At 29.8% G+C, this 21,685-nt stretch carries 22 protein-coding genes and 1 tRNA gene; 3 read left to right on the top strand and 20 right to left on the bottom strand.

Annotated features, from left to right (window positions below):
- Nucleotides 1-3: 3 nt before the first annotated feature.
- The 12 genes from rpmF to HNP68_RS01400 form a co-directional block, all read right to left on the bottom strand.
- Nucleotides 4-186 (bottom strand): 50S ribosomal protein L32, encoded by a 183-nt coding sequence (gene rpmF / locus HNP68_RS01455; RefSeq protein ID WP_183219669.1) that lies wholly within the window; start codon nt 184-186, stop codon nt 4-6.
- 62 nt (nt 187-248) lie between these two features.
- The gene (gene coaD / locus HNP68_RS01450) at nt 249-740 is read right to left on the bottom strand and encodes a pantetheine-phosphate adenylyltransferase (RefSeq protein ID WP_183219667.1); all 492 of its coding nucleotides are present in this window, start codon (nt 738-740) and stop codon (nt 249-251) included.
- 1 nt (nt 741) lies between these two features.
- The gene (locus HNP68_RS01445; RefSeq protein WP_183219665.1) at nt 742-1,284 is read right to left on the bottom strand and encodes a hypothetical protein; all 543 of its coding nucleotides are present in this window, start codon (nt 1,282-1,284) and stop codon (nt 742-744) included.
- Nucleotides 1,285-1,647: 363 nt separating this feature from the next.
- Nucleotides 1,648-2,013 carry a 50S ribosomal protein L19 gene (rplS, locus tag HNP68_RS01440; RefSeq protein WP_183219663.1) on the bottom strand — a complete coding sequence of 122 codons (366 nt, stop codon included), beginning with the start codon at nt 2,011-2,013 and terminating at the stop codon, nt 1,648-1,650.
- The gene (gene trmD / locus HNP68_RS01435; RefSeq protein ID WP_183219661.1) at nt 1,991-2,710 is read right to left on the bottom strand and encodes a tRNA (guanosine(37)-N1)-methyltransferase TrmD; all 720 of its coding nucleotides are present in this window, start codon (nt 2,708-2,710) and stop codon (nt 1,991-1,993) included. The genes rplS and trmD overlap by 23 nt, the downstream gene beginning before the upstream one ends.
- The gene (gene rimM, locus HNP68_RS01430) at nt 2,707-3,207 is read right to left on the bottom strand and encodes a ribosome maturation factor RimM (protein WP_183219659.1); all 501 of its coding nucleotides are present in this window, start codon (nt 3,205-3,207) and stop codon (nt 2,707-2,709) included. The genes trmD and rimM overlap by 4 nt, the downstream gene beginning before the upstream one ends.
- Nucleotides 3,208-3,210: 3 nt before the next feature.
- On the bottom strand, nt 3,211-3,459 hold the full coding sequence (locus HNP68_RS01425) for a KH domain-containing protein (protein ID WP_004789492.1): 249 nt from the start codon (nt 3,457-3,459) through the stop codon (nt 3,211-3,213).
- On the bottom strand, nt 3,460-3,720 hold the full coding sequence (gene rpsP / locus HNP68_RS01420) for a 30S ribosomal protein S16 (RefSeq protein ID WP_006068830.1): 261 nt from the start codon (nt 3,718-3,720) through the stop codon (nt 3,460-3,462).
- A gap of 12 nt (nt 3,721-3,732) precedes the next feature.
- Entirely contained in the window at nt 3,733-5,067 is a 1,335-nt protein-coding gene (ffh, locus tag HNP68_RS01415; RefSeq protein ID WP_183219657.1) for a signal recognition particle protein, read from the bottom strand.
- Nucleotides 5,068-5,129: 62 nt separating this feature from the next.
- Nucleotides 5,130-6,338, bottom strand: coding sequence for a host adaptation transcriptional regulator BadR (gene badR / locus HNP68_RS01410; RefSeq protein ID WP_183219655.1), 1,209 nt, complete (start codon nt 6,336-6,338; stop codon nt 5,130-5,132).
- Nucleotides 6,339-6,616: 278 nt separating this feature from the next.
- The gene (fusA, locus tag HNP68_RS01405; RefSeq protein WP_183219653.1) at nt 6,617-8,626 is read right to left on the bottom strand and encodes an elongation factor G; all 2,010 of its coding nucleotides are present in this window, start codon (nt 8,624-8,626) and stop codon (nt 6,617-6,619) included.
- 74 nt (nt 8,627-8,700) lie between these two features.
- A complete protein-coding gene (locus tag HNP68_RS01400) occupies nt 8,701-9,237 on the bottom strand; it encodes a Dps family protein (protein ID WP_183219651.1) in 537 nt (178 codons plus the stop codon).
- Nucleotides 9,238-9,321: 84 nt separating this feature from the next.
- Between HNP68_RS01400 and HNP68_RS01395 the strand changes: the two genes are divergently transcribed.
- Nucleotides 9,322-9,819, top strand: a complete 498-nt coding sequence (locus HNP68_RS01395; protein ID WP_183219649.1) for a BB0689 family surface lipoprotein — start codon at nt 9,322-9,324, stop codon at nt 9,817-9,819.
- Between the two features lie 13 nt (nt 9,820-9,832).
- Nucleotides 9,833-9,906: transfer RNA gene (locus HNP68_RS01390), tRNA-Val, on the top strand.
- A gap of 8 nt (nt 9,907-9,914) precedes the next feature.
- Here the strand turns inward: HNP68_RS01390 and mvk are convergent.
- Genes mvk through HNP68_RS01360 form a run of 6 tightly spaced genes read right to left on the bottom strand, consistent with a single transcriptional unit; the run spans nt 9,915 to nt 16,200 of the window.
- Nucleotides 9,915-10,808 (bottom strand): mevalonate kinase, encoded by an 894-nt coding sequence (gene mvk, locus HNP68_RS01385; RefSeq protein WP_183219647.1) that lies wholly within the window; start codon nt 10,806-10,808, stop codon nt 9,915-9,917.
- Nucleotides 10,808-11,758, bottom strand: a complete 951-nt coding sequence (locus tag HNP68_RS01380; RefSeq protein ID WP_183219645.1) for a GHMP family kinase ATP-binding protein — start codon at nt 11,756-11,758, stop codon at nt 10,808-10,810. Before HNP68_RS01380 ends, mvk begins: the two co-directional genes overlap by 1 nt.
- A complete protein-coding gene (gene mvaD, locus HNP68_RS01375) occupies nt 11,749-12,687 on the bottom strand; it encodes a diphosphomevalonate decarboxylase (protein WP_183219642.1) in 939 nt (312 codons plus the stop codon). The genes HNP68_RS01380 and mvaD overlap by 10 nt, the downstream gene beginning before the upstream one ends.
- Nucleotides 12,671-13,939 (bottom strand): hydroxymethylglutaryl-CoA reductase, degradative, encoded by a 1,269-nt coding sequence (locus HNP68_RS01370; RefSeq protein ID WP_235684922.1) that lies wholly within the window; start codon nt 13,937-13,939, stop codon nt 12,671-12,673. Before HNP68_RS01370 ends, mvaD begins: the two co-directional genes overlap by 17 nt.
- Nucleotides 13,929-14,993: a type 2 isopentenyl-diphosphate Delta-isomerase gene (fni, locus tag HNP68_RS01365; protein ID WP_183219994.1), complete on the bottom strand. Its 1,065-nt coding sequence runs from the start codon at nt 14,991-14,993 to the stop codon at nt 13,929-13,931. The genes HNP68_RS01370 and fni overlap by 11 nt, the downstream gene beginning before the upstream one ends.
- Nucleotides 14,977-16,200 carry a hydroxymethylglutaryl-CoA synthase gene (locus HNP68_RS01360; protein WP_183219640.1) on the bottom strand — a complete coding sequence of 408 codons (1,224 nt, stop codon included), beginning with the start codon at nt 16,198-16,200 and terminating at the stop codon, nt 14,977-14,979. Before HNP68_RS01360 ends, fni begins: the two co-directional genes overlap by 17 nt.
- Nucleotides 16,201-16,294: 94 nt before the next feature.
- Between HNP68_RS01360 and mnmA the strand changes: the two genes are divergently transcribed.
- Nucleotides 16,295-17,362, top strand: a complete 1,068-nt coding sequence (gene mnmA, locus HNP68_RS01355; RefSeq protein WP_183219638.1) for a tRNA 2-thiouridine(34) synthase MnmA — start codon at nt 16,295-16,297, stop codon at nt 17,360-17,362.
- Nucleotides 17,363-17,397: 35 nt separating this feature from the next.
- Here mnmA and HNP68_RS01350 read toward each other — a convergent pair whose 3' ends face one another.
- Nucleotides 17,398-19,299, bottom strand: coding sequence for a methyl-accepting chemotaxis protein (locus HNP68_RS01350; protein WP_183219636.1), 1,902 nt, complete (start codon nt 19,297-19,299; stop codon nt 17,398-17,400).
- A 30-nt stretch (nt 19,300-19,329) separates the two neighbouring features.
- Nucleotides 19,330-21,591, bottom strand: a complete 2,262-nt coding sequence (locus HNP68_RS01345) for a methyl-accepting chemotaxis protein (RefSeq protein ID WP_183219634.1) — start codon at nt 21,589-21,591, stop codon at nt 19,330-19,332.
- Nucleotides 21,592-21,685 lie beyond the last annotated feature (94 nt).

Below are 21,685 nucleotides of genomic sequence, written 5' to 3'. Positions count from 1 at the left end.
CAACTATAAACCTATCTCCAGATATTGATTATTTCTATAATATCCACATTTTAAACAAATTCTGTGTCTCACCCCAAGATTAGCACAATTAGAACATTCTTGAAATTGCGGAATTTTTTTCCTCATATTTATACTACGCCTTGTTCTACTCCTAGATTTTGAAGGCTTAAATTTTGGAACAGCCATTACTTTCTCCTACTACTTTTAAACTAGATTAAATTATCTTAATAATATATATATTAACCAAGTCATTTGTCAATAAACTTAGATTTCAATCTATTAAACACCAATTCTGGGACAAAATGAGAAAGGTCAACATCCTTTTTCATCATCAATTCTTTTACAAAATCTGACCTTATGTATAAATGCTCCACACTACTTGGTAAAAATATAGTATCAATTTTAAAATTTAACTTATTATTAACAAGATATCTCTCAAACTCTATATCAAAATCATTAAAAGCCCTAATTCCCCTGACAATAAATTTAATAGAATTAACTAATGCATAATCAACAATAAAGCCATTATATTTATCTACAAATGCATTTAAAAAATTTAAAGACGAAATAACATCTTTTGTAAGACTAAACCTCTCACTATCGCTTAGCAAGTAATTTTTTGATTTATTTTTAGCAACTAAAACAATAACTTTATCAAAAATAGCCAATGATCTTTTAATTAAATCAATATGGCCCCAGGTAATTGGATCAAAAGATCCTGGAAAAACTGCCACCTTCATATCACCAAAGCCTAAACCCTTTATTAACATCTCTAAGAATTTTTTTGCGCCATATTGGTTGTTCCTCTAAATTTTCAAATTCAATTTCTTTAATAATTTTGAAATATAAATATTCACCTCTAGAAGAGGTATCCACAACAAAAAATTTACCAACACCTCTATAAACTAATTTTTCATTACTTGAAAGATTATTTTCAACCATTAATTTGTTGATAACACAATCAAAATGAACAGGCTTATCTTCGTTTCCAACTTTTAAAGACATACTAAAAACAAGATCATTTATTTTTTTTTCACAAATACCACAAGTAACATCAAAATTTATTCTTGTTTTAAATTTTATATTTTTTCTTCTAAATTTACCTTTAAAACCATTTTGTTTATCTGTATTCAAAACAGTCGATCCATTATTAGAATTGCTTACCGGAACAACATTTTGACTTTTATTCTCAGAATTTAATCTTTTTTTATTTTTAAATCCATAAAAACGCTTATTGAATTTCTGAAAATTGCTACCCTTAAACTTACTTTGAGTATATTTCAAAATCAACTCTCCTTAACGATAACAAATAAATATTTATTCTTCAAAAAAATAAAAATTTTAAGAATCAAATTACTCACAAAACTTAAAAGTTTTTCAACAAATCAAAATTTTAAACCTTTAGTTTTTTTAAAGACAAAAGTGTAATTAAACTTGCATTAAAATTAATAAGGATAGCTAATTAATCCTTTTAATCGTAACAAATGCACTATCAAGCTTACCAAAATTATTTTCTTTAACAGCAAAACCCCTAAATTTTGAATAAAAATTCACAAACAAAAGACTGCTCAAAAATAATTTCTAAGCTTGATCTATTTGCCTTATCTTATGACCTAATTTACTAAAATATTTAAAATAATTTATAAACTACTGCTTAACTTTTTTAATATTAAGACGCTCCTTGATCTTCATGGCAGCCTTACCAATTCTATTTCTCATATAATAAAGCTTTGCCCTTCTAACCTTTCCCCTTCTTAAAACTTCAACTTTTTCTATAATAGGAGAATATACCGGAAAAATTTTTTCAACACCTATTCCTGAAGAAATTTTTCTAACCAAAAATGTTTTACCAATTCCCTTATTTTGAAAAGAAATAACAATTCCTTCAAAACTCTGTAGCCTTTCATTACTGCCTTCAATAATTTTATAAACAACCTTCACGGTGTCTCCCACATTAAAGACAAAAGCATCATTTTTTTTATTTTGAGCTTCAATTTTTCTTATCAAACCCATCATTTTCTCCTATTATCTCTAAATATTTAAGGTATAAATCATATCTGTTTTTCTTAGTTTTTTCTCTAGCTTTTAAAAGTCTCCAATTCTTTATATTTTCATGATGACCTGAAACAAGAACTTCTGGAACCTTTATCCCCATAAAATTATAAGGCCTGGTATAATGGGGATATTCAAGTAATCCGTTTGTCACGCTGAATGATTCTTCTAATAAAGAATTAGGATTTATTACTCCATCTAACAATCTATATACACTATCTATTAAAACGAGAGCTGCAATCTCTCCTGAAGACAAAACATAATCTCCAATAGAAACCTCAAAATCAACATACAAATCTATAATACGCTGATCAATTCCTTCATATCTCCCACAAATTATAACAATTTCTTCTTCTTTTGACAAGGAATATGCCAACTCTTGAGTATACTTTTTACCAGAAGGGCTTAAAAATATTGTTGTTTTCTTAGTAGCTTCTACATGCTCAAGAGCAAAAGAAATGGGTTCAGCCTTTAATACCATTCCAGCACCGCCTCCATAAGGCAAATCATCACATCTTTTATGCTTATCTTTTGAAAAATCCCTAACATTAATAAGCTCAAAACTCACTATTCCTTTATTAATAGCTTTTTTCATTATTGAATTTTCAAAAAATGGTTTAATTATTGCTGGGAAAAGGGATATAACTGTAAATTTCATCTTAAAAGATCTAAAACCTTAAGCTCAATTGTTTTATTCTCCGCATCTATATTTCCAATATAAATACTCAAAAAAGGAATAAAAAAAAATTTAATACCCACTTTGACCTCAAGAAATGCACTATTTAAATATTCAAAGAAAGCTACAACTTTTCCTAGTTTTTTATTGTTATTAATAATAGAATAGCCAATCAATCTTCCCAAGTAATATTCGCCTTTCTCTAAACTCGATGCAAGCGAATCATCAACCCACAATTCAAAACCAATCAAAGGTTTTACCAACTCCGGGGTATTAATCCCTTCAAATTTTAAAAACAAGGAATTGCTCTTTATATTAACATCTACAACTTTAACTTCAATGGCAAAATCATTGTTTTTTTTTAAAAGGACTTTGTTATTTTTTAGGTTAATAAAATCACAAAAATTATTGGATATGCTTTTAACCTTAGCATACCCATTAACTCCATAAGACGATAGTATCACGCCTTTAACAAACATAAATCAATCTAAAATTTCCAACTGCACTCGCCTATTGGTTTTAGCAGCACAAGCTCCAAGCAAAGTTCTAATAGCTCGTGCAATACGACCTCGTCTTCCGATTATCTTGCCTACATCGCTTTGAGAAACCCTTAATTCCAAAATAGTTGACTTTTCCCCTTCAATCACATTTAATTTCACTTCGTCTTGTTTATCTACAAGAGACTTTACTACAAACTCTATAAGTTCAATTTCATTCCCATACTCTTTCATCTAAACCTCCTGACTTTTCGCATTCAAGTTGTTTTTATTTAAAAGCATTTTTACTGTATCACTTAAAATTGCTCCCTTACTTATCCAATCCTTAATTCTATCTTCCTTAATTTTTATTTGCTTTTGCTTTTCAACAGGATGATAATAACCAAGCTCTTCAATTGCTCTACCATCTCTAGGAGAAGCAGAATCCATAACTACAATCCTATAATAAGGTCTTTTTTTAGCTCCCATTCTCTTCAATCTTATCTTAACGCTCAAATTTATTCCTCCTTATTTTCCCCAAAGGGATGCAATCTTATTTTGAAAATCTTTATTTTTCATTTTTTTCATAAACAAAGTTGTTTGACTAAACTTTTTTATGAGCTTATTAACATCAAAAATAGTTGTTCCGCTTCCTAAAGCTATTCTTTTTTTTCTTGAGGGATTGTTCAAAATCACTGGGTTTATTCTTTCTTTTTTGGTCATAGAAAGAATAATAGCTTCTTCTTTATTAAAAACTTCTTCATTTAAGTTATCTATATTCAACATTGATTTTGAAGAACCTGGCAAATAACTTACAAAATTAGAAAATCCTCCCACTTGCCTAATACATCTAAATTGGCTTAGATAGTCTTCAAAATTAAAACTAGCTTTATTAATTTTTTCCTCAAGCTTAATAACCTCTTCTTTGTCAACAACACTTTGAACCTTCTCTACAAGGCTAACGACATCCCCCATACCAAGAATTCTAGAAGCAATTCTTTCTGGGTAAAAGGAATCAAGATCTTCAATTTTTTCTCCAACACCAATAAATTTAATAGGAACTGCACAAATACTTTTGAACGACAGTACAGCACCCCCTCTAGTATCTGAATCAAACTTAGAAAATATTGCACCGGTAAGTCCAACATTCTCATTAAATTCCTTGGCAATATTTACCGCAACTTGACCTATCATGGAGTCTAATACTAAAATGGTTTCTGTGGGCTGCAAAATCTCCTTGATTTTTTTTATCTCTTCAACCAACAAAGATTCAATCTCAAGTCGTCCTCTAGTATCAACTATTACAGAATCAAAAAACTCAGACTCGGCAACCTTCATAGACGCTTTAACAATTTTAATAGGATCTTTTTCCCCCTCAAGTGAAAATACTGGCACACCTATTTGGCTGCCCAATATTTTTAACTGCTCTACGGCCGCTGCTCTAAATGTGTCAGCAGCTACAAGAAGTACCTTTCTATTTTCCTTTTTAAGCCTTAAAGAAAGCTTAGCACATGTTGTGGTCTTGCCAGAACCTTGAAGTCCAAGCATAAGAATATAAGATTGCTTATTGATAGGATTCAAGCTAAGCTCATAATTTTTGCCTCCCAAAAATTTAACAAGATTATCATTGACAATTTTAATAAACTGAGATTTAGGATCAATGCCTCTTAAAACTTTTACTCCCCTGGATTCTTCAACTATAGAATTTAAAAAACGCCTTACAACTCTTAAGTTAACATCAGCATCAACTAAAGAATTTTTAATAATCTCAATAGCCTCTGCAATATTTTTATCATTTATTGTAGATTTTCCAGAAAGATAGTTTATAAAATTTTTAAAATTCGACCCCAAGCTTTCAAGCATTAAAAACAACCTTTATTCTCAAAAATAATCTTATCAAATATAAGATACAAAAAAAGGCAATATTAATCAATATCTCCTCCTGTCAAATAAAATTTATTAAAAATAACACTAGAAGCCGGTCCAACAACAGAAACTTCAGTATCTAATGAACTAAGCTTTAATACTATGTTCTCTTTATTGCGCTTTTTAATTTCTTCTTTTAACAAATCAAAAAAGGCTTTTAATTTAAAACTTTGACCGTAGAGTACTAAATAATTAAAATCAAGCATTCTTTGAATATTAATAATAATTATTGCCAAATATTTAACTGTATCTTCCATAATTTTATTTATAAAATCATATTTTTCATAAAGAGAAAAAATATCATATATTGTAACCTTTTTTAATCTACCTTCATACTTTTCATAAAGCTCAGGAATCTCACCATTCATAAACTCTTTTGAAATCAATCTTTGCAAAGCAAAATTAGATATTAGCATATTAACACAACCCTTATTACCACAAGTTGGACAATTTTTTTCTCCTTCATAATCAATTATCATGTGGCTAACCATACCCGACTTATTATTAAAACCAGGATAAACATTACCACCTGACCAAATCGAAAGTTCAGCAGTATCTGTATAGTCGAAAAACATAATATTATCTATATTTTTACCCATAAATTCAGCAAGCGATAAATTTTTAACATAACTTTCAAGATAAACCGTAAGTGAAAAATATTCCTCAAGTATCCTTTTAACAGGCACATCTTTTTCAATCCATGCTCCATAACTGTCATTAACAATGCCTGATTCTTTATCTTTTATTAAACCTGTAATACTAAAACCTAAACCAATAAACTTATCTCTTGAAAAATTATGTTTCCAAATAATTTCTATCATATGATCTTTTATTTTTTCTAAAATATCATAAGCACTAACTGGGGGCTCAAAAGAATGAGTTTCGCTTATTAAAACCTCGCATTTAAGATTAGCAATACCTATTTGAAAATAATTACTAGAAATAATAACTCCCATTGAATACGCATAATCTTTATTAATATCAAGAAGTATTTCTTTTCGACCATGTTTTTTAACATCAGACACTCTAGATCCAACTTCAATTAAAAGATTTTCTTTTATCATTTGATTAGTCAAAATAGTAACCGCAGCATTTGTTAAGGTCAACTTACGGGCTAAATCTGTTCTTGAATATTGCATATTTTTCAAACTAAGAAGAATTTTTCTTCTATTTCCACCTCTAATTGAAACCATATTTTCACCTTGCATAATACACCTCCTTTATTTTTAAAATAAAAAAAATATTATAAAATATCATATCAAAAAAGCCAATATAATATTTTATCTATTTTATAAAGACAAACATGCCTTTATAAGGATAAAAAATATTTTACATCATAATATCATACTCATATATTAAAAACTTATAACTTAACAAAAAAAAGGAATAAAATCATTTTTACATAAAAACTCATCAATAAAAATTAATTAGATTTAAAAAAATAATAAACACAAGAAAAGCCATTTTATCCTAAAAACTAATAAATTTAATTCACTTTTTCCTTAAAATAAGAAAATTCCATGGTAAAACTACCTCTCCCCTTAGTAGAATTTCTTAAAATAGAAGCATACCCAAAAAGTTTCTCAAACGCCGCCTCTGATTTTATCAAATCATATTCTCCAATATTGCTAACTGAATGAATAGCACCCCCCATGACATTTAGTGTAGAAATAATTCCCCCTGTATGCTCAATAGGTGTTCTAATTTCCAATAACATTATTGGTTCAAGTCTAATAGGATCTGATTTTTGAAAAATGCTATGAAAAGCAAATCCTGAAATTGATTCAAAAGCACTTGCACTAATCTTCCCAGACTCACAAACAATAGAAAAAATGCTAACATTAATATCAATAATAGGATATCCAAAAACTCCGCTTACAAATGCAGCTGTAATTCCCTTCAATATTGCAGACTTAATAGCAGAATCAATACTACATTCAAAATCGATTTTATTCCCCTCACCCCGTGACAAAGGTTTAATAATTATTCCAATTTTAAAAACAATATTCTTGCCGGCAAAAGTATCATTAAACTCAAAAACTTCTTTTACAATTTTACCCGCACTCTCTCTGTAACTTACTTGCGGTTTCCCTGTATAAACATTAAGATTAAATTCATCTTTAATTCTTGTTAAAATAATCTCAAGATGTAATTCACCCATTCCAGATATAATCAATTGCCCTGTTTCTCTGCTCTCAGAATAACTAAAAGTAGGATCTTCTTTAGATATTATTTCAAAAATTTCCTTTAATCTGGCCTCATCTGATGATCTTTCAGGCTCAACAGACATTAAAACAACTGGCTCTGGAAACATAACAGATTCAAGTAAAACATTGTTGTTTTCTTCAACAAGAGTATCCCCTGTAACAGAAAACTTTAATCCTAAAACAGCACCAATATCACCTGTTTTCACAAAATCTATTTGTTCATTTTTATTTGAAAAAACTCTAAAAATTTTTGTAAACTTTTCGCGCTTACCATTTGAAGCATTGATAATTTTTTTATTAGAATTGATCTCACCAGAATAAACTCTAACAAAATAAAGATGTGCAGCAATTACACTTGAATATTGAACTTTAAAAACAAGAGCTGACAATTTTTTGTTTTCATTAGGGTCAACTAAAATTTTTTTATTTGTATCTAAAGAAAAAGCATCAAAGCTTTTTTCAAAAGGACTTGGCAAGTAATCCACAATTGAATCAATTAAAGGTTCTATTCCAATATTTTTCAAACTAGTTCCCATTAAAACAGGAATAATAAATCTAGAAATAGTACCCCTTCTAATCTCCTTTTTAATAATATCTAAACCAATCTCTTTATCTTCAAGAAATAATTGAGTAATTTCTTCACTAAATTGGCTTAGAATATCTATTAACTTTTTCTTAAAAAAAACTGCTTTTTCAACAAATTCTTCTCTAATTTGACTATAAATTAATTTTGGATTTCCATTCTCCATTGAAAAATGGAGCTCCTTATTTAAAATAATATCAACTACTCCTTCAAAATTGCTTTCATTTCCAATCGGAATTTGCAAAATTAAAGGAATAGTTTTAAACTTACTCTCAATATCTCCTACAACTTTAAAAAAATTAGCACCTAATCTGTCCATCTTATTTACATAAGCAAGTCGAGGAATTTTATATTTTTCTGCCTGTTTCCAAACAGTTTCTGTTTGGGCTTGAATTCCATCAACAGCACTAAAAATAACAACACCCCCATCAAGAACCCTAAGAGATCTTTCAACTTCTGCCGTGAAATCAACATGCCCTGGGGTATCAATAATATTTATTTGGCAATCCTTCCAATGACAAGTAATAGCAGCCGAACTAATAGTAATTCCTCTTTCTTGCTCTTGAGGCATCCAATCAGTAACAGTATTTCCAGAATCTACATCTCCCATTTTATGGCTTTTGCCAGTATAATAAATAATTCTTTCTGTAGTAGTAGTTTTACCAGCATCAATATGAGCCATAATTCCAATATTTCTAATCCCCATAAAATCTCCAACAACTACAGCCTTAATACAGATAAACTAAGCATTAATATAAATTAAACCCTTTAATAAAATTGTTATTTTGTATCGCACTCGCAACATTCAGATTTGTTATCATCATGACAAAAACAATCACAACTTTCAAGCAATGCCTTATGCATCCATAAATGCTTTTCAAGATCACTCATAATGTCATCTATAATATTAGCAGTACCATAATCACAAGCAGTATCAATCAATTTTCTCATTCCAAAAATATTTTTCAAAATCTCTTCAAGACTGCAAACAATGCTTTTCATTGAAAGTAAAAAATCAAAAGTTGATTCAACATTAAGCTCCTTAATAAAGGATTTTTTAATAAATTCAGAATATCTAAATTCAGAATCATATCCAAGCATTCTTGAACGTTCTGCAACAATATCAATAATCTTTTCAATATATTCATAAAGATCTTCGGTTTTTTCGTGAATAACAAAGAAATTAGTATCTTTTATATTCCAATGAATACCTCTTAAATTGGAATAAAAAATATGTAAACTTGCTAAGAGTTCTTGTAATTTTAAGTGTATTTCTCTTAAATCGTCCTTTTTTATATAACTTAAATACTTTTCCACAACTATCTCCTTGATACAATCATTATAATACATAATGAGATATAATTATAATTTTAATACCATAATAAATAAAAAGGATATTTAATGAAAAAATTGATTTTAATTTTTGCAGTGTTTTTATCTCAAGCATGCAATTTAAATACAGTACATCCAGTAGATACAAAAAAAGATATGGAAATTCTATATTCAGAAATTGCCGAATTGAGAAGAAAATTGAATCTAAACCATCTAGAAATAGATGATACTCTTGAAAAAGTTGCAAAGGAATATGCTATTAAACTGGGTGAAAATAAAACACTAACTCATACCCTTTTTGGTACAACTCCGATGAAAAGAATACACAAATACGATGAATCCTTTAGTATAACAAGAGAGATACTAGCATCAGGAATTGAACTTGACAGCGTAGTTAATGCATGGCTTAATAGTCCAAGCCACAAAAAAGCTCTTATTAATACTGATACCAATAAAATAGGTGGCTATAGATTAAAAACAGCCGACAATATAAATATATTTGTAGTTCTTTTTGGGAAAAAAGAAAAAAGAAGAATTGACACCATTAAAACTTATACTGTATACTAGTTATTAGCAAAAAGGGCTCATAGCTCAGTTGGTCAGAGCGCCTGCCTTACAAGCAGGATGTCGGGAGTTCGAATCTCTCTGGGCCCAAAAATAACTTAAGCTTCAATTATTTTTAACCCTAAAACCAAGTTTATTTTGGAATTTTTAAGCATGTTATTCAATTCTTTTTGCGCTGTATTGGCTTTTTCCCAGCTTTCAAAAAGAAAAATAAACGCGCCCCCTTTTCCAGAACCGCTTAACTTACCAGATAAAGCGCCCAATTTGATTCCTCTACTTATCAGCCACTCAAGAGCATCATTAGATAATCCCAAACTCTTTAAACATTGATGTGCAACATTCATTTCGTTAGCTAAAGAATATATATCCTTATTCTGAAAAGAAACATAAGCATTGTTTGTAGTAAGACCAAGTTTCTCAATAAAAACAAATAAATCAGAATTAGATAATAACTGTTTTTTCAAATTAACAACTATTTCTTTAGTTGTAAAATCTCTTTTTATCGCTCCTATTAAAAAATAAAAACCAGAATCTTTTATTTCACTCGAACTCAAAAAATTTTCTTTTTTCTCTAAATAAAAAGTTCCACCCAAATCAACTAGTCCAATATCCATTCCAGAAGATTTACCATGAAAAATGTTTTCAATTTGATTTGCCAACAAAATTTTATTACAATCCCTATATTCAAAATGACTTGTAATATACTCTGCAAAACACAAACTAATGCTGGCAGAAGAACCAAGGCCAACTCCAATAGGAATTTCAGAAAGAATATCAAACTCAATCGGATTAACTTTGCTGTAATTTGAAACAATAAAACTTATAAGGCTATCTAATCTAGTGCTAGAGTTCCCTAAATATTTCCAATTTTTAGACACACTGTAAATCAGATCCATATAAATTGGAACTGTAGCTCCAATAACTGGAAACCCATAAACAGAACTATGTTCACCCAAGAACAATATTTTAGCAGGCTTTCTTATTTTTAGCATTATTTATTGCTTTCAAACTTAATACCTTCGGGCTCTAAAACAATTGGAATGACTTTTGACAAATCAAAAACTTTAAGATTAGGTCTGTAAACTAAAAAAGTCTCATTTCCGGCTCCCAAAGCTTTAATCAAATCACATTGATCTTGAAGATGCTCAAAACTTGAAGATAAAGTTGCAGGAACCCCTATTGCCTCTCCAATTGCTAATCCTAATTCTTTAGCTCTTTTCAAACTAGAAATTAATGCGGATTTAGAATTACCAATACTTAAAATAAGTTTTCTCATCTCCAAATTGCATTTCGCTATAAAATCTAAAATATAATCTCTATGTTTATTGTACTCATAAATAGAAGTGGTGGTTTTAACTGCTTGCAAACCCCGCATCAAATAAAAATCATTAAACTCTATAACATCCAGCTGTCTGCATTTAGGGGCAAAACCACCTTCAAACTCAATAACACCCCCAAAAATACTAGTAGCAATATCATATCCACTACCTATTCCCCCTTGAGAATGCCTGTAAGCTTCTAAACAATATTTAAAAATTTCATCTTTATCAACAACATTAGTAGCATTATTAATTAAAAAAAATCCATACACTATACCAATAGCAACAACAGCGCTTGAACCAAACCCCTTTTTAGTTCCATCATTAAAGAAAAAATTACTTGTATCGATGTATACATCATATGCAGATCTCTCTAGATTAAAAAAACAATTTTGGCTCAAGTAAGAAAACATTTTAAAAACAAAATCATTTTTATTTTCTATTAAAGAAAAATCATCTATCTCTTTTTTTTTGCTAAAGAATCGCCAAGAATCGCTCTTTTTAAAAGAAAAAAATGCTCTCTTGTTGATAGAAATTGCCAACCCTAATCCCTTTTCCTCTAAAATGCCATACTCCCCCATTAAAAGCAAATTTCCAGGCACGGAAAAATTAATCAAATCCATTCTAAGCCACACCCAACCTTTGAAACAATAAAATCAATGTCATTAAAATTTTGCTTAAGTCCTTTTAAAATAGTATTTAAATTTTTCTCCAAACAAATAAACTTTACTTGGGGACCTGCATCCATTGTCTCAAATACAAAAATTCCTGCATTTCTCAAATTAGCAACATATTTAATTAAATCTATTGTACTACTTTTAAAATAAAAAATAGAAGATGCAAACATTAAAGCAAACATATTCTGATAACTTTTTACAATAGTTGTTCCAAAATTAATAAAATCCTTTTTTAAAAAAAAATATAAAGCATCTTTAAAGATCTTTTTACTAGAAGCAATCCAAGCATCATAATAAAATTCGTGGTATTTACAAATATTCATTGCCACTCTTGAAGACAATTCTTTTTCATTACTATCAATTATGGCAAATATTATTCGCAAATCATCAAAATAAGATTGATCTCTTAACTGAAAAGATTCTTTTGAGCCTTCTTTTAAAATAGTAAACCCCCCATAAATAGCCCTTGCTGCAGAAGCTGACCCTATTCTTGCAAGATTAGATGCACTACTGAAAGAATATTTATTAAAATATTTCAAAATACAAGCAGCAATAGATGCAAAACCCGAACTTGAACTTGCAAGACCTGCTGCTGTTGGAAAATTATTTTCACTTTTAATTTTAAATCTAACATTCGGCTCACTAAGAATTTTTCTTGCATAATCAAAAAACACCTTTTCTCTATTTTGCAATATAACCGGCTTTGAATTTAAAATTATTTTATCTCGATCTGAAAGCTCAAGCTCACTTATTGAATAAAACTTATCAACGCTAACAGCAAGACTAGAAGTCGCTGGAATGTTTAAAAAAACATCCTTCTTGCCCCAATATTTAATTAAAGCCAAGCTTGCATTAACTTTACACTTTACTTTCATTCTCTAACCTTATTTTCTTTAAAATTTTCAAAGCAAAATCAAAAGAATAAATATCCATTTTTTCCATTTCTAATAATAATTTGTCTTTCTCAAAATCAGAAATACTATATTTTGTCTTTAAAAGGTAGAGTATTTTATTAACATGCAATCTCATGTGACCCTTTTGAATCCCATCAAATGCAAGAACCCTTAATGCAGCAAAATTACTAGCAAGTCCAACACAAGAGAGAATACCAATAAATTCGCTCTTACTAGTTACATTCATAATTTTAAAACTTAAAATTGAAGCTTCGTTAAAAGATGTAACCCCACCTTTAGTTCCAACTTGTAAAGGAATTTCAATTTCTCCAACCAAAGCATTATCAACGGTATAAAATTTACTAAGGGGTAGATATTTCCCGCTTTTTGAAGCAAATCTATGAACAGAGGCCTCAAGCGCTCTTGTATCATTAAAAGTCGCAAGACACACTCCTGTAATTCCATTCATAATGCCTTTATTATTAGTAACAGCTCGCTCCTCTTCGTAAAAACCTATGCTAGAAATAAGTTCAATTTTTTTAGCCAAATTCCAAGAATCCTCTTTATTTGGTAGCAAATGCTTAAGATCTAAAGTAAAACAAGCTTTGGCTGTAAATTCACTAATATCATTGCTTAAAATTTTTAAAACACACTCATACCCAAATTCCAAAAAAATATATTCTGCTACACGCTCTGCAATTGAATTTAAAAAATTAGCACCCATCGCATCACAAGTATCAAAATAAAGATTCAATTTTTGAATACCAAGCTCTTTAATATACCTGGTTAACAATCTTCTAAATCCACCCCCTCTTTTATTCATATTGGCTAAAAGCGGTTCAAGCCAAATCTTGATTTTATCATCAAGATCAATAAAAATTTCACTTAAATCTTGTTCCGATTTTATATAAATTTGAGAAATTCCCAAAACTTCACCCACAGAATACCTTAAATTAGCATTTTCAAGAATTTTTGCCGCAAAATTTAAGGCAGCAACAACAGAAGATTCCTCTGTTGCAATAGGCAAAGAATAATATTTACCATTTATTTTCAAATTTTTTACAATTCCAATAGGAAACGATAAATATCCAATATAATTTTCTATTACATTAAAAAGAAAATCTTCATTGACATTATTATAAAAAAAATCTTTACAAGATAATCCCAAAAGTTTTTTTATCTCTTGCCTTTTTTCTAAAACACTTTTATGTCTAAAATTTTTACTAAGTTTCATAAAACTGCTTAAAAACTCCAAGCTCAGCAAACAAATAGCTGCTTAAAAAATACTTATTATTTCTAAGTTCTGACAAATTTTTACTCCCACTTAAAAACATAGACATTTTTAAAACATGCTCATAATCAGAAAAAAGACTAAATACAGCATCTTCTCCTGATTCGTAAAAAGCTCTAAGAACAACCGCTGCAACTCCTATAAGTTTAGCTCCAAGGGCAATGCCTTTGACAATATCCATACCCGTCTCATATCCACCAGACGCAAAAATATTAGCCTTTAGAGAATCATCAATGCTAAGTAAAGTAAAAATCGAAGGAATACCCCAATCAGAGAAACAAGACGCGATATTTAAATTATTGCCCTTTATGCCTTCTACCAGAACCCAATTGGTTCCACCACTCCCTGCAAGATCAATATAAGAAACCCCAAGTCTAAGCAATTCCTTAACGGCTTTTGGGGAGATTCCAAAACCTGTCTCTTTGACAATCAATGGAATACTTAAAAAATCAGACAACTTAGCTATTGATTCTTTTATCCCTTTAAAATTTCTGTCGCCATTAACATTCATTAATTCCTGCCCTGCATTAAGATGGACAATAATTGCATCAACTTCCAATCTTTTAATCATTTCAGCTATTTTAAAAACACCAAATTCAACAACCTGAACAGCACCAATATTGGCAAACAAAGGAATATCATGAGCATACCTTTTAAGAGCAAAATCTTTTATGCATTCTGGATACTTAAACAAAAGCTTAAAAGAACCTAAGCCAATGGGAATTTTTAAATAATTTGCAATTTTAACTAAAGATTTATTAAAATCATTCCCTTCTTTACCGCCTCCTGTCATGGAAGAAATAAAAACGGGCATACTAATATTGTATCCAAATATTTCTTCTTTTATACTTATTTCAGAAAAATTAAAATCACTAAGAGCATCATGTTTTAACTTAATAAACTTTAAAAAATTGCAGCCACCTTTAACATCGTTTTTATTTAAACAAATCTCAATATGCCTTTTTTTATTCTCCAATATATTAGGCTCGATACCCATAAACTCGGTATCCATCATCCCTTAGTTCTTTCAAATAAAATCCTCTAGATTCACCAGGAATTATCTTATTTTGAAAAAACTCTTTATATTCTTCAAAATTTGCATTATTTCTATTTTTTATAAGCTCATCAAGATCCCACAATTTAACAACATCAAAAGCACCTTTTTCAATGGTAAATTCATAAATAATCATAATATTGCCAGATCCATAAGAACAAAACAATATCTTTTCTCCTGAAATATCCTTTTTGGAAAATACTCTTTTTAAATAAAATGCTAAAGATAGAAAAATTGAACCCGTATACAAATTTCCCACTTCCATAGAAGCTTCAACTCCATCGTAAAAATCTATTGATTCTAAATAAGCATTTCTAACAGATTCGTCATCACTATAATATTTTTTTAAAACATAATGCATTGAATCTATAGGCATCTTAGCAAAAGGAACATGTAAAATAAATCTATAATTAGAAAACAAATCTTTCATACTAAGCTGTTTTTTGACAGCAAAATCTCTTAAAGCATTTTCGTTTGCATAATTATAACATTCAACTGAATATCGACCTCGCACCTTAGCTTCTAAACTTCCAAAAGGTCTAAAAAAATCATCAACGTCATCAGTATAAACTCCAAATTCGGATAAATTAATCGAAAGTAACTTTGGATTTTTTTCAACCAGAATTGCAGTTGCACCTGCTCCTTGGGTAATCTCAGCTGTAGTAAGATTGCTATAATGCGCAATATCTGAAGAGAAAACTATACCATATTCAGAATTATTAGAATGGCTTAAAACGCTTGCTACGCTATGTAAAGACATAGCAGCACCGGCACACGCATGCTGAACTTGAAAAGTTAAAAAATTATTTCCCAGACAAATACCAGCCTGCTTTAAAGCCCCAAAAACATAAGAAGAAATTGCCTTTGAATGATCCACACCTGTTTCAGTTCCGCCCAAAAGCATCCTAATTTTGCTCAAATCAAGATTATTGTTGTCAAAAATAAGCTTAACAGCCGAACTTGCCATGGTTACACTATCCTCGTTAGGGCTGGTAAACCTGAAACCTTTTTGCAAAGTTGCATCTATCGCTCTATTGATTTTTTTAAAAAAAACTTCATCAGAAGAATATAAAGGATTTTCCAAAAGAACAGAAAAGTCTAAATAATTTAAAGGTAAAAAAATTCTAATATCACTAATACCTACTTTCATATATCCTCCCAAAGCATTAATGGACTTAAACATTATATTATAATTTACAAAAATTAGCAAAATCCTATATAATGAAACCTAAAAAGAAAAATTTATGAAAATAGCCGTACTTTTATCTGGAGGAGTTGATAGTTCTGTTGCCCTTTATAAAATTCTAAACAAAGGATATACAAATATAAAATGCTACTACCTAAAAATTTGGCTTGAAGATGAACTGTCTTATATTGGAAACTGTCCTTGGCAAGAAGACTTAAATTACATTGAAGCTGTATGCAATAAATTTAATGTACCTTACGAAATAATAAACTTTCAAAAAGAATATCACAACAAAGTAGTAAGCTATACTCTTGAAGAACTAAAAAAAGGTAATACCCCAAGTCCAGATATTTTTTGTAATCAAAGAATAAAGTTCGGAGCATTTTTTGATAAAATTAATGAACAATATGATTTGGTTGTCACAGGGCATTACGCTAAAATACAAAAAAAAGAGAAAATTTTTTTATTAAAACAGGCAAAAGATAAAATTAAAGATCAAAGCTACTTTTTATCTCACCTCTCTCAAAAACAAATGTCAAAACTATGCTTTCCCCTAGGGAAATTACTTAAAAGCGAAGTAAGGCAAATAGCTAAAAGCATAAATTTGCCCAACAAAGATAGAAAAGATAGTCAGGGTATTTGCTTTTTAGGAAAAATTAAATACAACGAATTTATCAAATATCATCTTGGTGAGAAAAAAGGCAATATAATTGAAAAAGAAACAGGAAAAATAATGGGAATTCATAACGGATATTGGTTTTTTACAATTGGACAAAGAAGAGGAATAAAGCTTAGCAACGGACCGTGGTTCGTCATAGAAAAAGATCTAGAAAAAAACATTATATATGTTTCCCACAATGAAAATTATCTAAAACAAGCAAAACGCAAATTTTTAGTTCACGAAATACATTGGATAAATGATGCTCCTTCGGATTTCAAAAATTTCAAAATTAAAATAAGACATGGTGAAAAGAAATATTCATGCAAACTAAAACTTATTTCAAATAACTTAATTGAAATTCATTTAAGCACAGAAGACCCTGGCATTTCCCCTGGTCAATTTGCAATCTTTTACAAAAATACAAAATGCCTAGGGGGTGCTAAAATTTTTAAAATTATAGAATAATAATCTTAAGTATAAGAAAATTGAAAAAATTTCTCTTACTTTTCTATTTTAAAGTAATCAACAGATTCTTTTAAATCTTTTACACTCTCTAGCATTTTTTCAGACATTGCAGAAAGCTCTTCACTACTTGAAGCCGTAGTCTGAACTAGCTGACTAACTTGTTCTATTGCATTTTTAAATTGCTCTATTTGAATACTTTGCTTAGAACTTTCATTGGAAATATTCTTCACGAGTCTAGCTGTTTGTTCCATCCCAGGAACTATTTGTTCAAAATTTTCCCCAGCACGACTTGCAACAGTTAAACTTTTATTTGCAATATCAATAATCTCTCTTGCTGATTCCTTGCTTTGATCTGCAAGCTTTCTAACCTCAGCAGCTACCACTTCAAATCCCTTGCCTTTTTCTCCCACTCGTGCAGCCTCAATTGAGGCATTTAAAGCAAGCAAATTAGTTTGTCTTGTTATTTCATCAATAATTCCAATTTTTTCAGTAATTACAGTCATTGCCTCAATAGCTTTGACAACAGATTTATGCCCCTCTTTAGTCCTTTCATTAGTATTAACAGCAATTTTTTCAGTAGTAGATGCATTTTCAGTATTCTCAGAAACACCTTGTGATATTTGCTCAATATTTGCTGTCATTTGCTCCAAAGTAGAAGCCTGCTCAACAGCACCAGAACTTAAATTCTGACTTGCATTTGCTATTTGAATAGCATTTTCATAAAGGTAATCTAGGTTTTCAATGACCCCTTTCGCAACTGAAGAAAAATTAGTTCTCAATTGTTCAAGGCCTTCGTACAAGCTATACAGTTCTACAGTATCCCATCTGTCAAAATTAACATCAGCAGTAAAATTACCAGAAGCAAGTCGCTCAGAATATTCTAATATCTGATTTAAAGAAGAGCTCAACTTTTTTACAAGATAAATAGTTGCAATAGCAAGAATAATCAATGTAAATACAAAACTAATACCCAATATTAAAGACGTAGCTCGTGACATGTAATAAAAATCATCCTCTGAAGTTCTAATTAAAAGAATAAATTTACTACTAGACAAGTTTAATGATACCTTTTGACTAATTCCCACATATTTTTTGCTGCTATTAGGATCATAATAATAAACAGTTGCGGTTTCTTTGTTTTTTTGCAACAAATCTTCAGATGTTCTCTTAAGAATATTAGAAAAAGAAGCACTAAGATCGGTCAAAACATCACCTGGAAGCACTGTATGATGAACCAAAAATCTACCTGCAGTATCATAAGCTAACGCACGACCACTAGAGAGTATACCAAAATTAATTCCTCTAAAAGATTTATATATATAATCCATTGAATAAAACAACATAAAATAACCAAAAATATCGTCTGTACCAAAATCTCTTAATGGAATGCCTATTACTATGTAGGGAATCTGGCCTTTTTTATTTTTTATCTTAGAAATGTTTTTAAGTAAAGACTCTTCAACAGACCCAGGCTCTGCCAACATGACAAAAGAATTGTAAACAATGCTTTGAGACTCTCTAAGTTTCGTAAAATATTCTTTATCCTGAATAGACTTGCCAAAATCACTATTATCCTTAACAGCTGTAGTAAAAACTATTTCACCTTCCTTGTTTGTAACCATCATATTACTACCGGTCTGAACAAGAATTTCAGATTGATCTGAAATAAAACCCAACCTTTTGGATCTAATTTTACTAGCTTCTTTGAATTTTTCAGCAGAATTGAAATACATAGAACTAACTCTAACTTTCTCTTCCATTGAAGAAATATAAATATTAAAAGAACTTTTAATATTTCCAATAAGATTCATCATAAGGTCAAACTGCTGGTCTACCAATTTGCTATTAATCAACATACCAAACACAAAAAACAAAATTGATATAAAGAATGCTATCAAAACAAGAACAAGTAGCAACATCCTAGCTTTCAGCTTCATACTAACCACCTCTTTTACAAAAAATAAATTCTAAAACTCTGAAAAATCATCATCAAAATTTAAATCCTTATCGGCAACATCGATAGCCTTTTTAGGATCAACTCTCTTATTAATAGTTTTCATAGAAGACTCGTCCTCAATACTTAAAGAATAGTTATTATGCCTACTGCCATTTAAAGTCGCAATTTCATTACTTTTAAAATTTTGATTTTCATCTTCTTTAAAAGAATTTTCAGGACAATCCATTGCTCGAAAATCATAATCACCATCTTCTAAATTTTCAATCTTAGAATCTTTAATTTTGAAAAATAACACAGATTTTCTAAGTTCCTTAGACTTTTCTAGCATTTTATCAGACATGCTAGAAAGTTGTTCACTACTTGAAGCTGAAGACTGAACAACTTCTCCAACCTGATCTAAAGCCATTTTAAATTGAGCAATCTGATCGCTCTGCTTAGAACTGCCTTCTGAAATTTTTTTAACAAGATTAGCTGTTTCTTCTATTTCAGGCAACATTTCTTTAAATATCACTCCCGCTTCAGTTGCTACTTTAGAGTTATCTTCAACCAACTCTCCAATCTCAAGGGCAGAAATTTTACTAAGATCGGCCAACTTTCTAATCTCACTAGCCACAACAGCAAATCCCTTTCCTTCATCACCTGCTCTTGCAGCTTCAATAGCCGCATTTAAAGCAAGCAAGTTAGTCTTTCTAGCTATTTCTTCAATAACACTAACTTTCTCTACAATATCCTGCATAGCAATAACAGATTCTTCGACAGCCTTACCACCTATCTGAGAACTTTCATTTGTCTTTAAAGCTATTTGCTCTGTTTCATAAGAATTATTCGCACTCATATTGACACCTGACGCTATTTGTTCAACATTGGCTGACATTTCTTCAAGAGCAGATGCTTGCTGTAATGCACTAGAGCTTAAATTTTGACTTGAACTGGCAACTTCTAAACTTGCCTTATTTACATAGCTAATATTTCTCAAAACACTCGCAATCGCTCCAGAAATAGCTTTTTTCATTTTAACAACCTGAAGACTTAACATGCTAAGCTCATCAAAAAATTCGTCATCATCAAGAGCATAATCTTTGTCTAAATTTCCCTTAACCATATCTTGAACTAAAACTCTAATTGTATTTAAACGGAAACTAATAACTCTATCTATTCTCATCAAAAGAGCAATGCTTAATAAAATAATACCTAAGATAGAATACAAGACATACTGAAGTTTTATGCTAGATATTACTCCATAAATATCTTTATAAGGAAGTCTAGCAATAAGTACTCCGCCTTTCTCTCCCAATTTACTATTTATAGGCAACAGCGCATAATAACACTCTTCTCCCATTTCGGAAAATAATATTCTATCAATAGTATAAACTGACACTTCGGTAGGAATCTTTGATAAAAGGGGTGGCTTAGAAAACACATCTTTAAGAATATTTAAAAATTTAGAACTAACCCTACTAGTCTCATTGTATTCTTCAAAAGGATTAACCGCTATATTATTAGGGTCCACATAAATAAAATTGCCTCTTTTATAAAAACCGAATCTAAATCTATCAAAACTATCTGCTAGAATATCATTAAGCAAATAGCCAGCCAAATATCCACAAACAAGTTTATCTTCTGGAGAGTATACAGGTACAATTATTGCAAAAGCCTTTTTTTCGCTTTGCCTAGACCTAATGGCAACTTCTGCGGATATTCCTTCAGAAAGATTTGAATACCAGCCTATAAATTTTAATTGGTTTTGTTTATAATCCTCAATCGCTTTTTTAAAATAATTAGTATTAGCCTCAGAATGTCCAAAATCCATATTATTTTCATGTCTTGTGCTAACAATTATTCTCCCTTCAAAATCAAAAAAAGCAAATTCTTCAAAAAAGGTATCATTTTTAAGATTGATCATAAAATTGTATACATATTGCCGATATTTTTTATCCACCTTTACAGTATCAATAACAAATTTTGAATTTTTTCTTAAATCTACTAATTCAGATTCAGAAAAATCTTTTCCTCTATTCTCAGAAATTGCAAATTCTGATATAGTTTCAAGCGCCAAATTAGAAGCTGCACCGTTGATTATGACATATAGAGTGTCCAAAAAAGATTGTGTAGAAAAAGCTGCTCTTCTTAACTGCGCCCTTGTAAGTTGCTTGTAATAATCTTCTAAATAACCACATAAAATAAATTTAAAAATCATAGAAAAAAGTAACAGTATGAAAATTAAAAATAATAATAAAAATCCAACAAACCTGTATTTAAGCTTCAACAACATAATAAACTACCTCACAAATCATCTACTTTATTTAATTAAACAAACTCAAGACCGAAAGGGTATCAAAAAAAATTTTACAGCAAAAAATTAAAAA

Source organism: Borreliella yangtzensis (assembly GCF_014201775.1).
Lineage (GTDB): Bacteria > Spirochaetota > Spirochaetia > Borreliales > Borreliaceae > Borreliella > Borreliella yangtzensis.
This window is presented reverse-complemented; position numbering and strand designations above follow the sequence as displayed.

Excerpts from the sequence above, each read along its gene's own strand:
- HNP68_RS01370 (WP_235684922.1), bottom strand. The coding sequence starts at position 13,939 with ATGAAACTTAGTAAAAATTTTAGACATAAAAGTGTTTTAGAAAAAAGG.
- HNP68_RS01345 (WP_183219634.1), bottom strand. The coding sequence starts at position 21,591 with ATGTTGTTGAAGCTTAAATACAGGTTTGTTGGATTTTTATTATTATTT.
- fusA (WP_183219653.1), bottom strand. The coding sequence starts at position 8,626 with ATGGGGATTAGAAATATTGGAATTATGGCTCATATTGATGCTGGTAAA.
- rimM (WP_183219659.1), bottom strand. The coding sequence starts at position 3,207 with ATGTTTGTTAAAGGCGTGATACTATCGTCTTATGGAGTTAATGGGTAT.
- HNP68_RS01395 (WP_183219649.1), top strand. The coding sequence starts at position 9,322 with ATGAAAAAATTGATTTTAATTTTTGCAGTGTTTTTATCTCAAGCATGC.
- trmD (WP_183219661.1), bottom strand. The coding sequence starts at position 2,710 with ATGAAATTTACAGTTATATCCCTTTTCCCAGCAATAATTAAACCATTT.
- HNP68_RS01350 (WP_183219636.1), bottom strand. The coding sequence starts at position 19,299 with ATGAAGCTGAAAGCTAGGATGTTGCTACTTGTTCTTGTTTTGATAGCA.
- mvaD (WP_183219642.1), bottom strand. The coding sequence starts at position 12,687 with ATGAAAGTAAAGTGTAAAGTTAATGCAAGCTTGGCTTTAATTAAATAT.
- HNP68_RS01360 (WP_183219640.1), bottom strand. The coding sequence starts at position 16,200 with ATGAAAGTAGGTATTAGTGATATTAGAATTTTTTTACCTTTAAATTAT.
- rplS (WP_183219663.1), bottom strand. The coding sequence starts at position 2,013 with ATGGGTTTGATAAGAAAAATTGAAGCTCAAAATAAAAAAAATGATGCT.
- HNP68_RS01380 (WP_183219645.1), bottom strand. The coding sequence starts at position 11,758 with ATGGATTTGATTAATTTTTCCGTGCCTGGAAATTTGCTTTTAATGGGG.
- rpmF (WP_183219669.1), bottom strand. The coding sequence starts at position 186 with ATGGCTGTTCCAAAATTTAAGCCTTCAAAATCTAGGAGTAGAACAAGG.
- coaD (WP_183219667.1), bottom strand. The coding sequence starts at position 740 with ATGAAGGTGGCAGTTTTTCCAGGATCTTTTGATCCAATTACCTGGGGC.
- mvk (WP_183219647.1), bottom strand. The coding sequence starts at position 10,808 with ATGCTAAAAATAAGAAAGCCTGCTAAAATATTGTTCTTGGGTGAACAT.
- ffh (WP_183219657.1), bottom strand. The coding sequence starts at position 5,067 with ATGCTTGAAAGCTTGGGGTCGAATTTTAAAAATTTTATAAACTATCTT.
- HNP68_RS01425 (WP_004789492.1), bottom strand. The coding sequence starts at position 3,459 with ATGAAAGAGTATGGGAATGAAATTGAACTTATAGAGTTTGTAGTAAAG.
- mnmA (WP_183219638.1), top strand. The coding sequence starts at position 16,295 with ATGAAAATAGCCGTACTTTTATCTGGAGGAGTTGATAGTTCTGTTGCC.
- badR (WP_183219655.1), bottom strand. The coding sequence starts at position 6,338 with ATGCAAGGTGAAAATATGGTTTCAATTAGAGGTGGAAATAGAAGAAAA.
- fni (WP_183219994.1), bottom strand. The coding sequence starts at position 14,993 with ATGGGTATCGAGCCTAATATATTGGAGAATAAAAAAAGGCATATTGAG.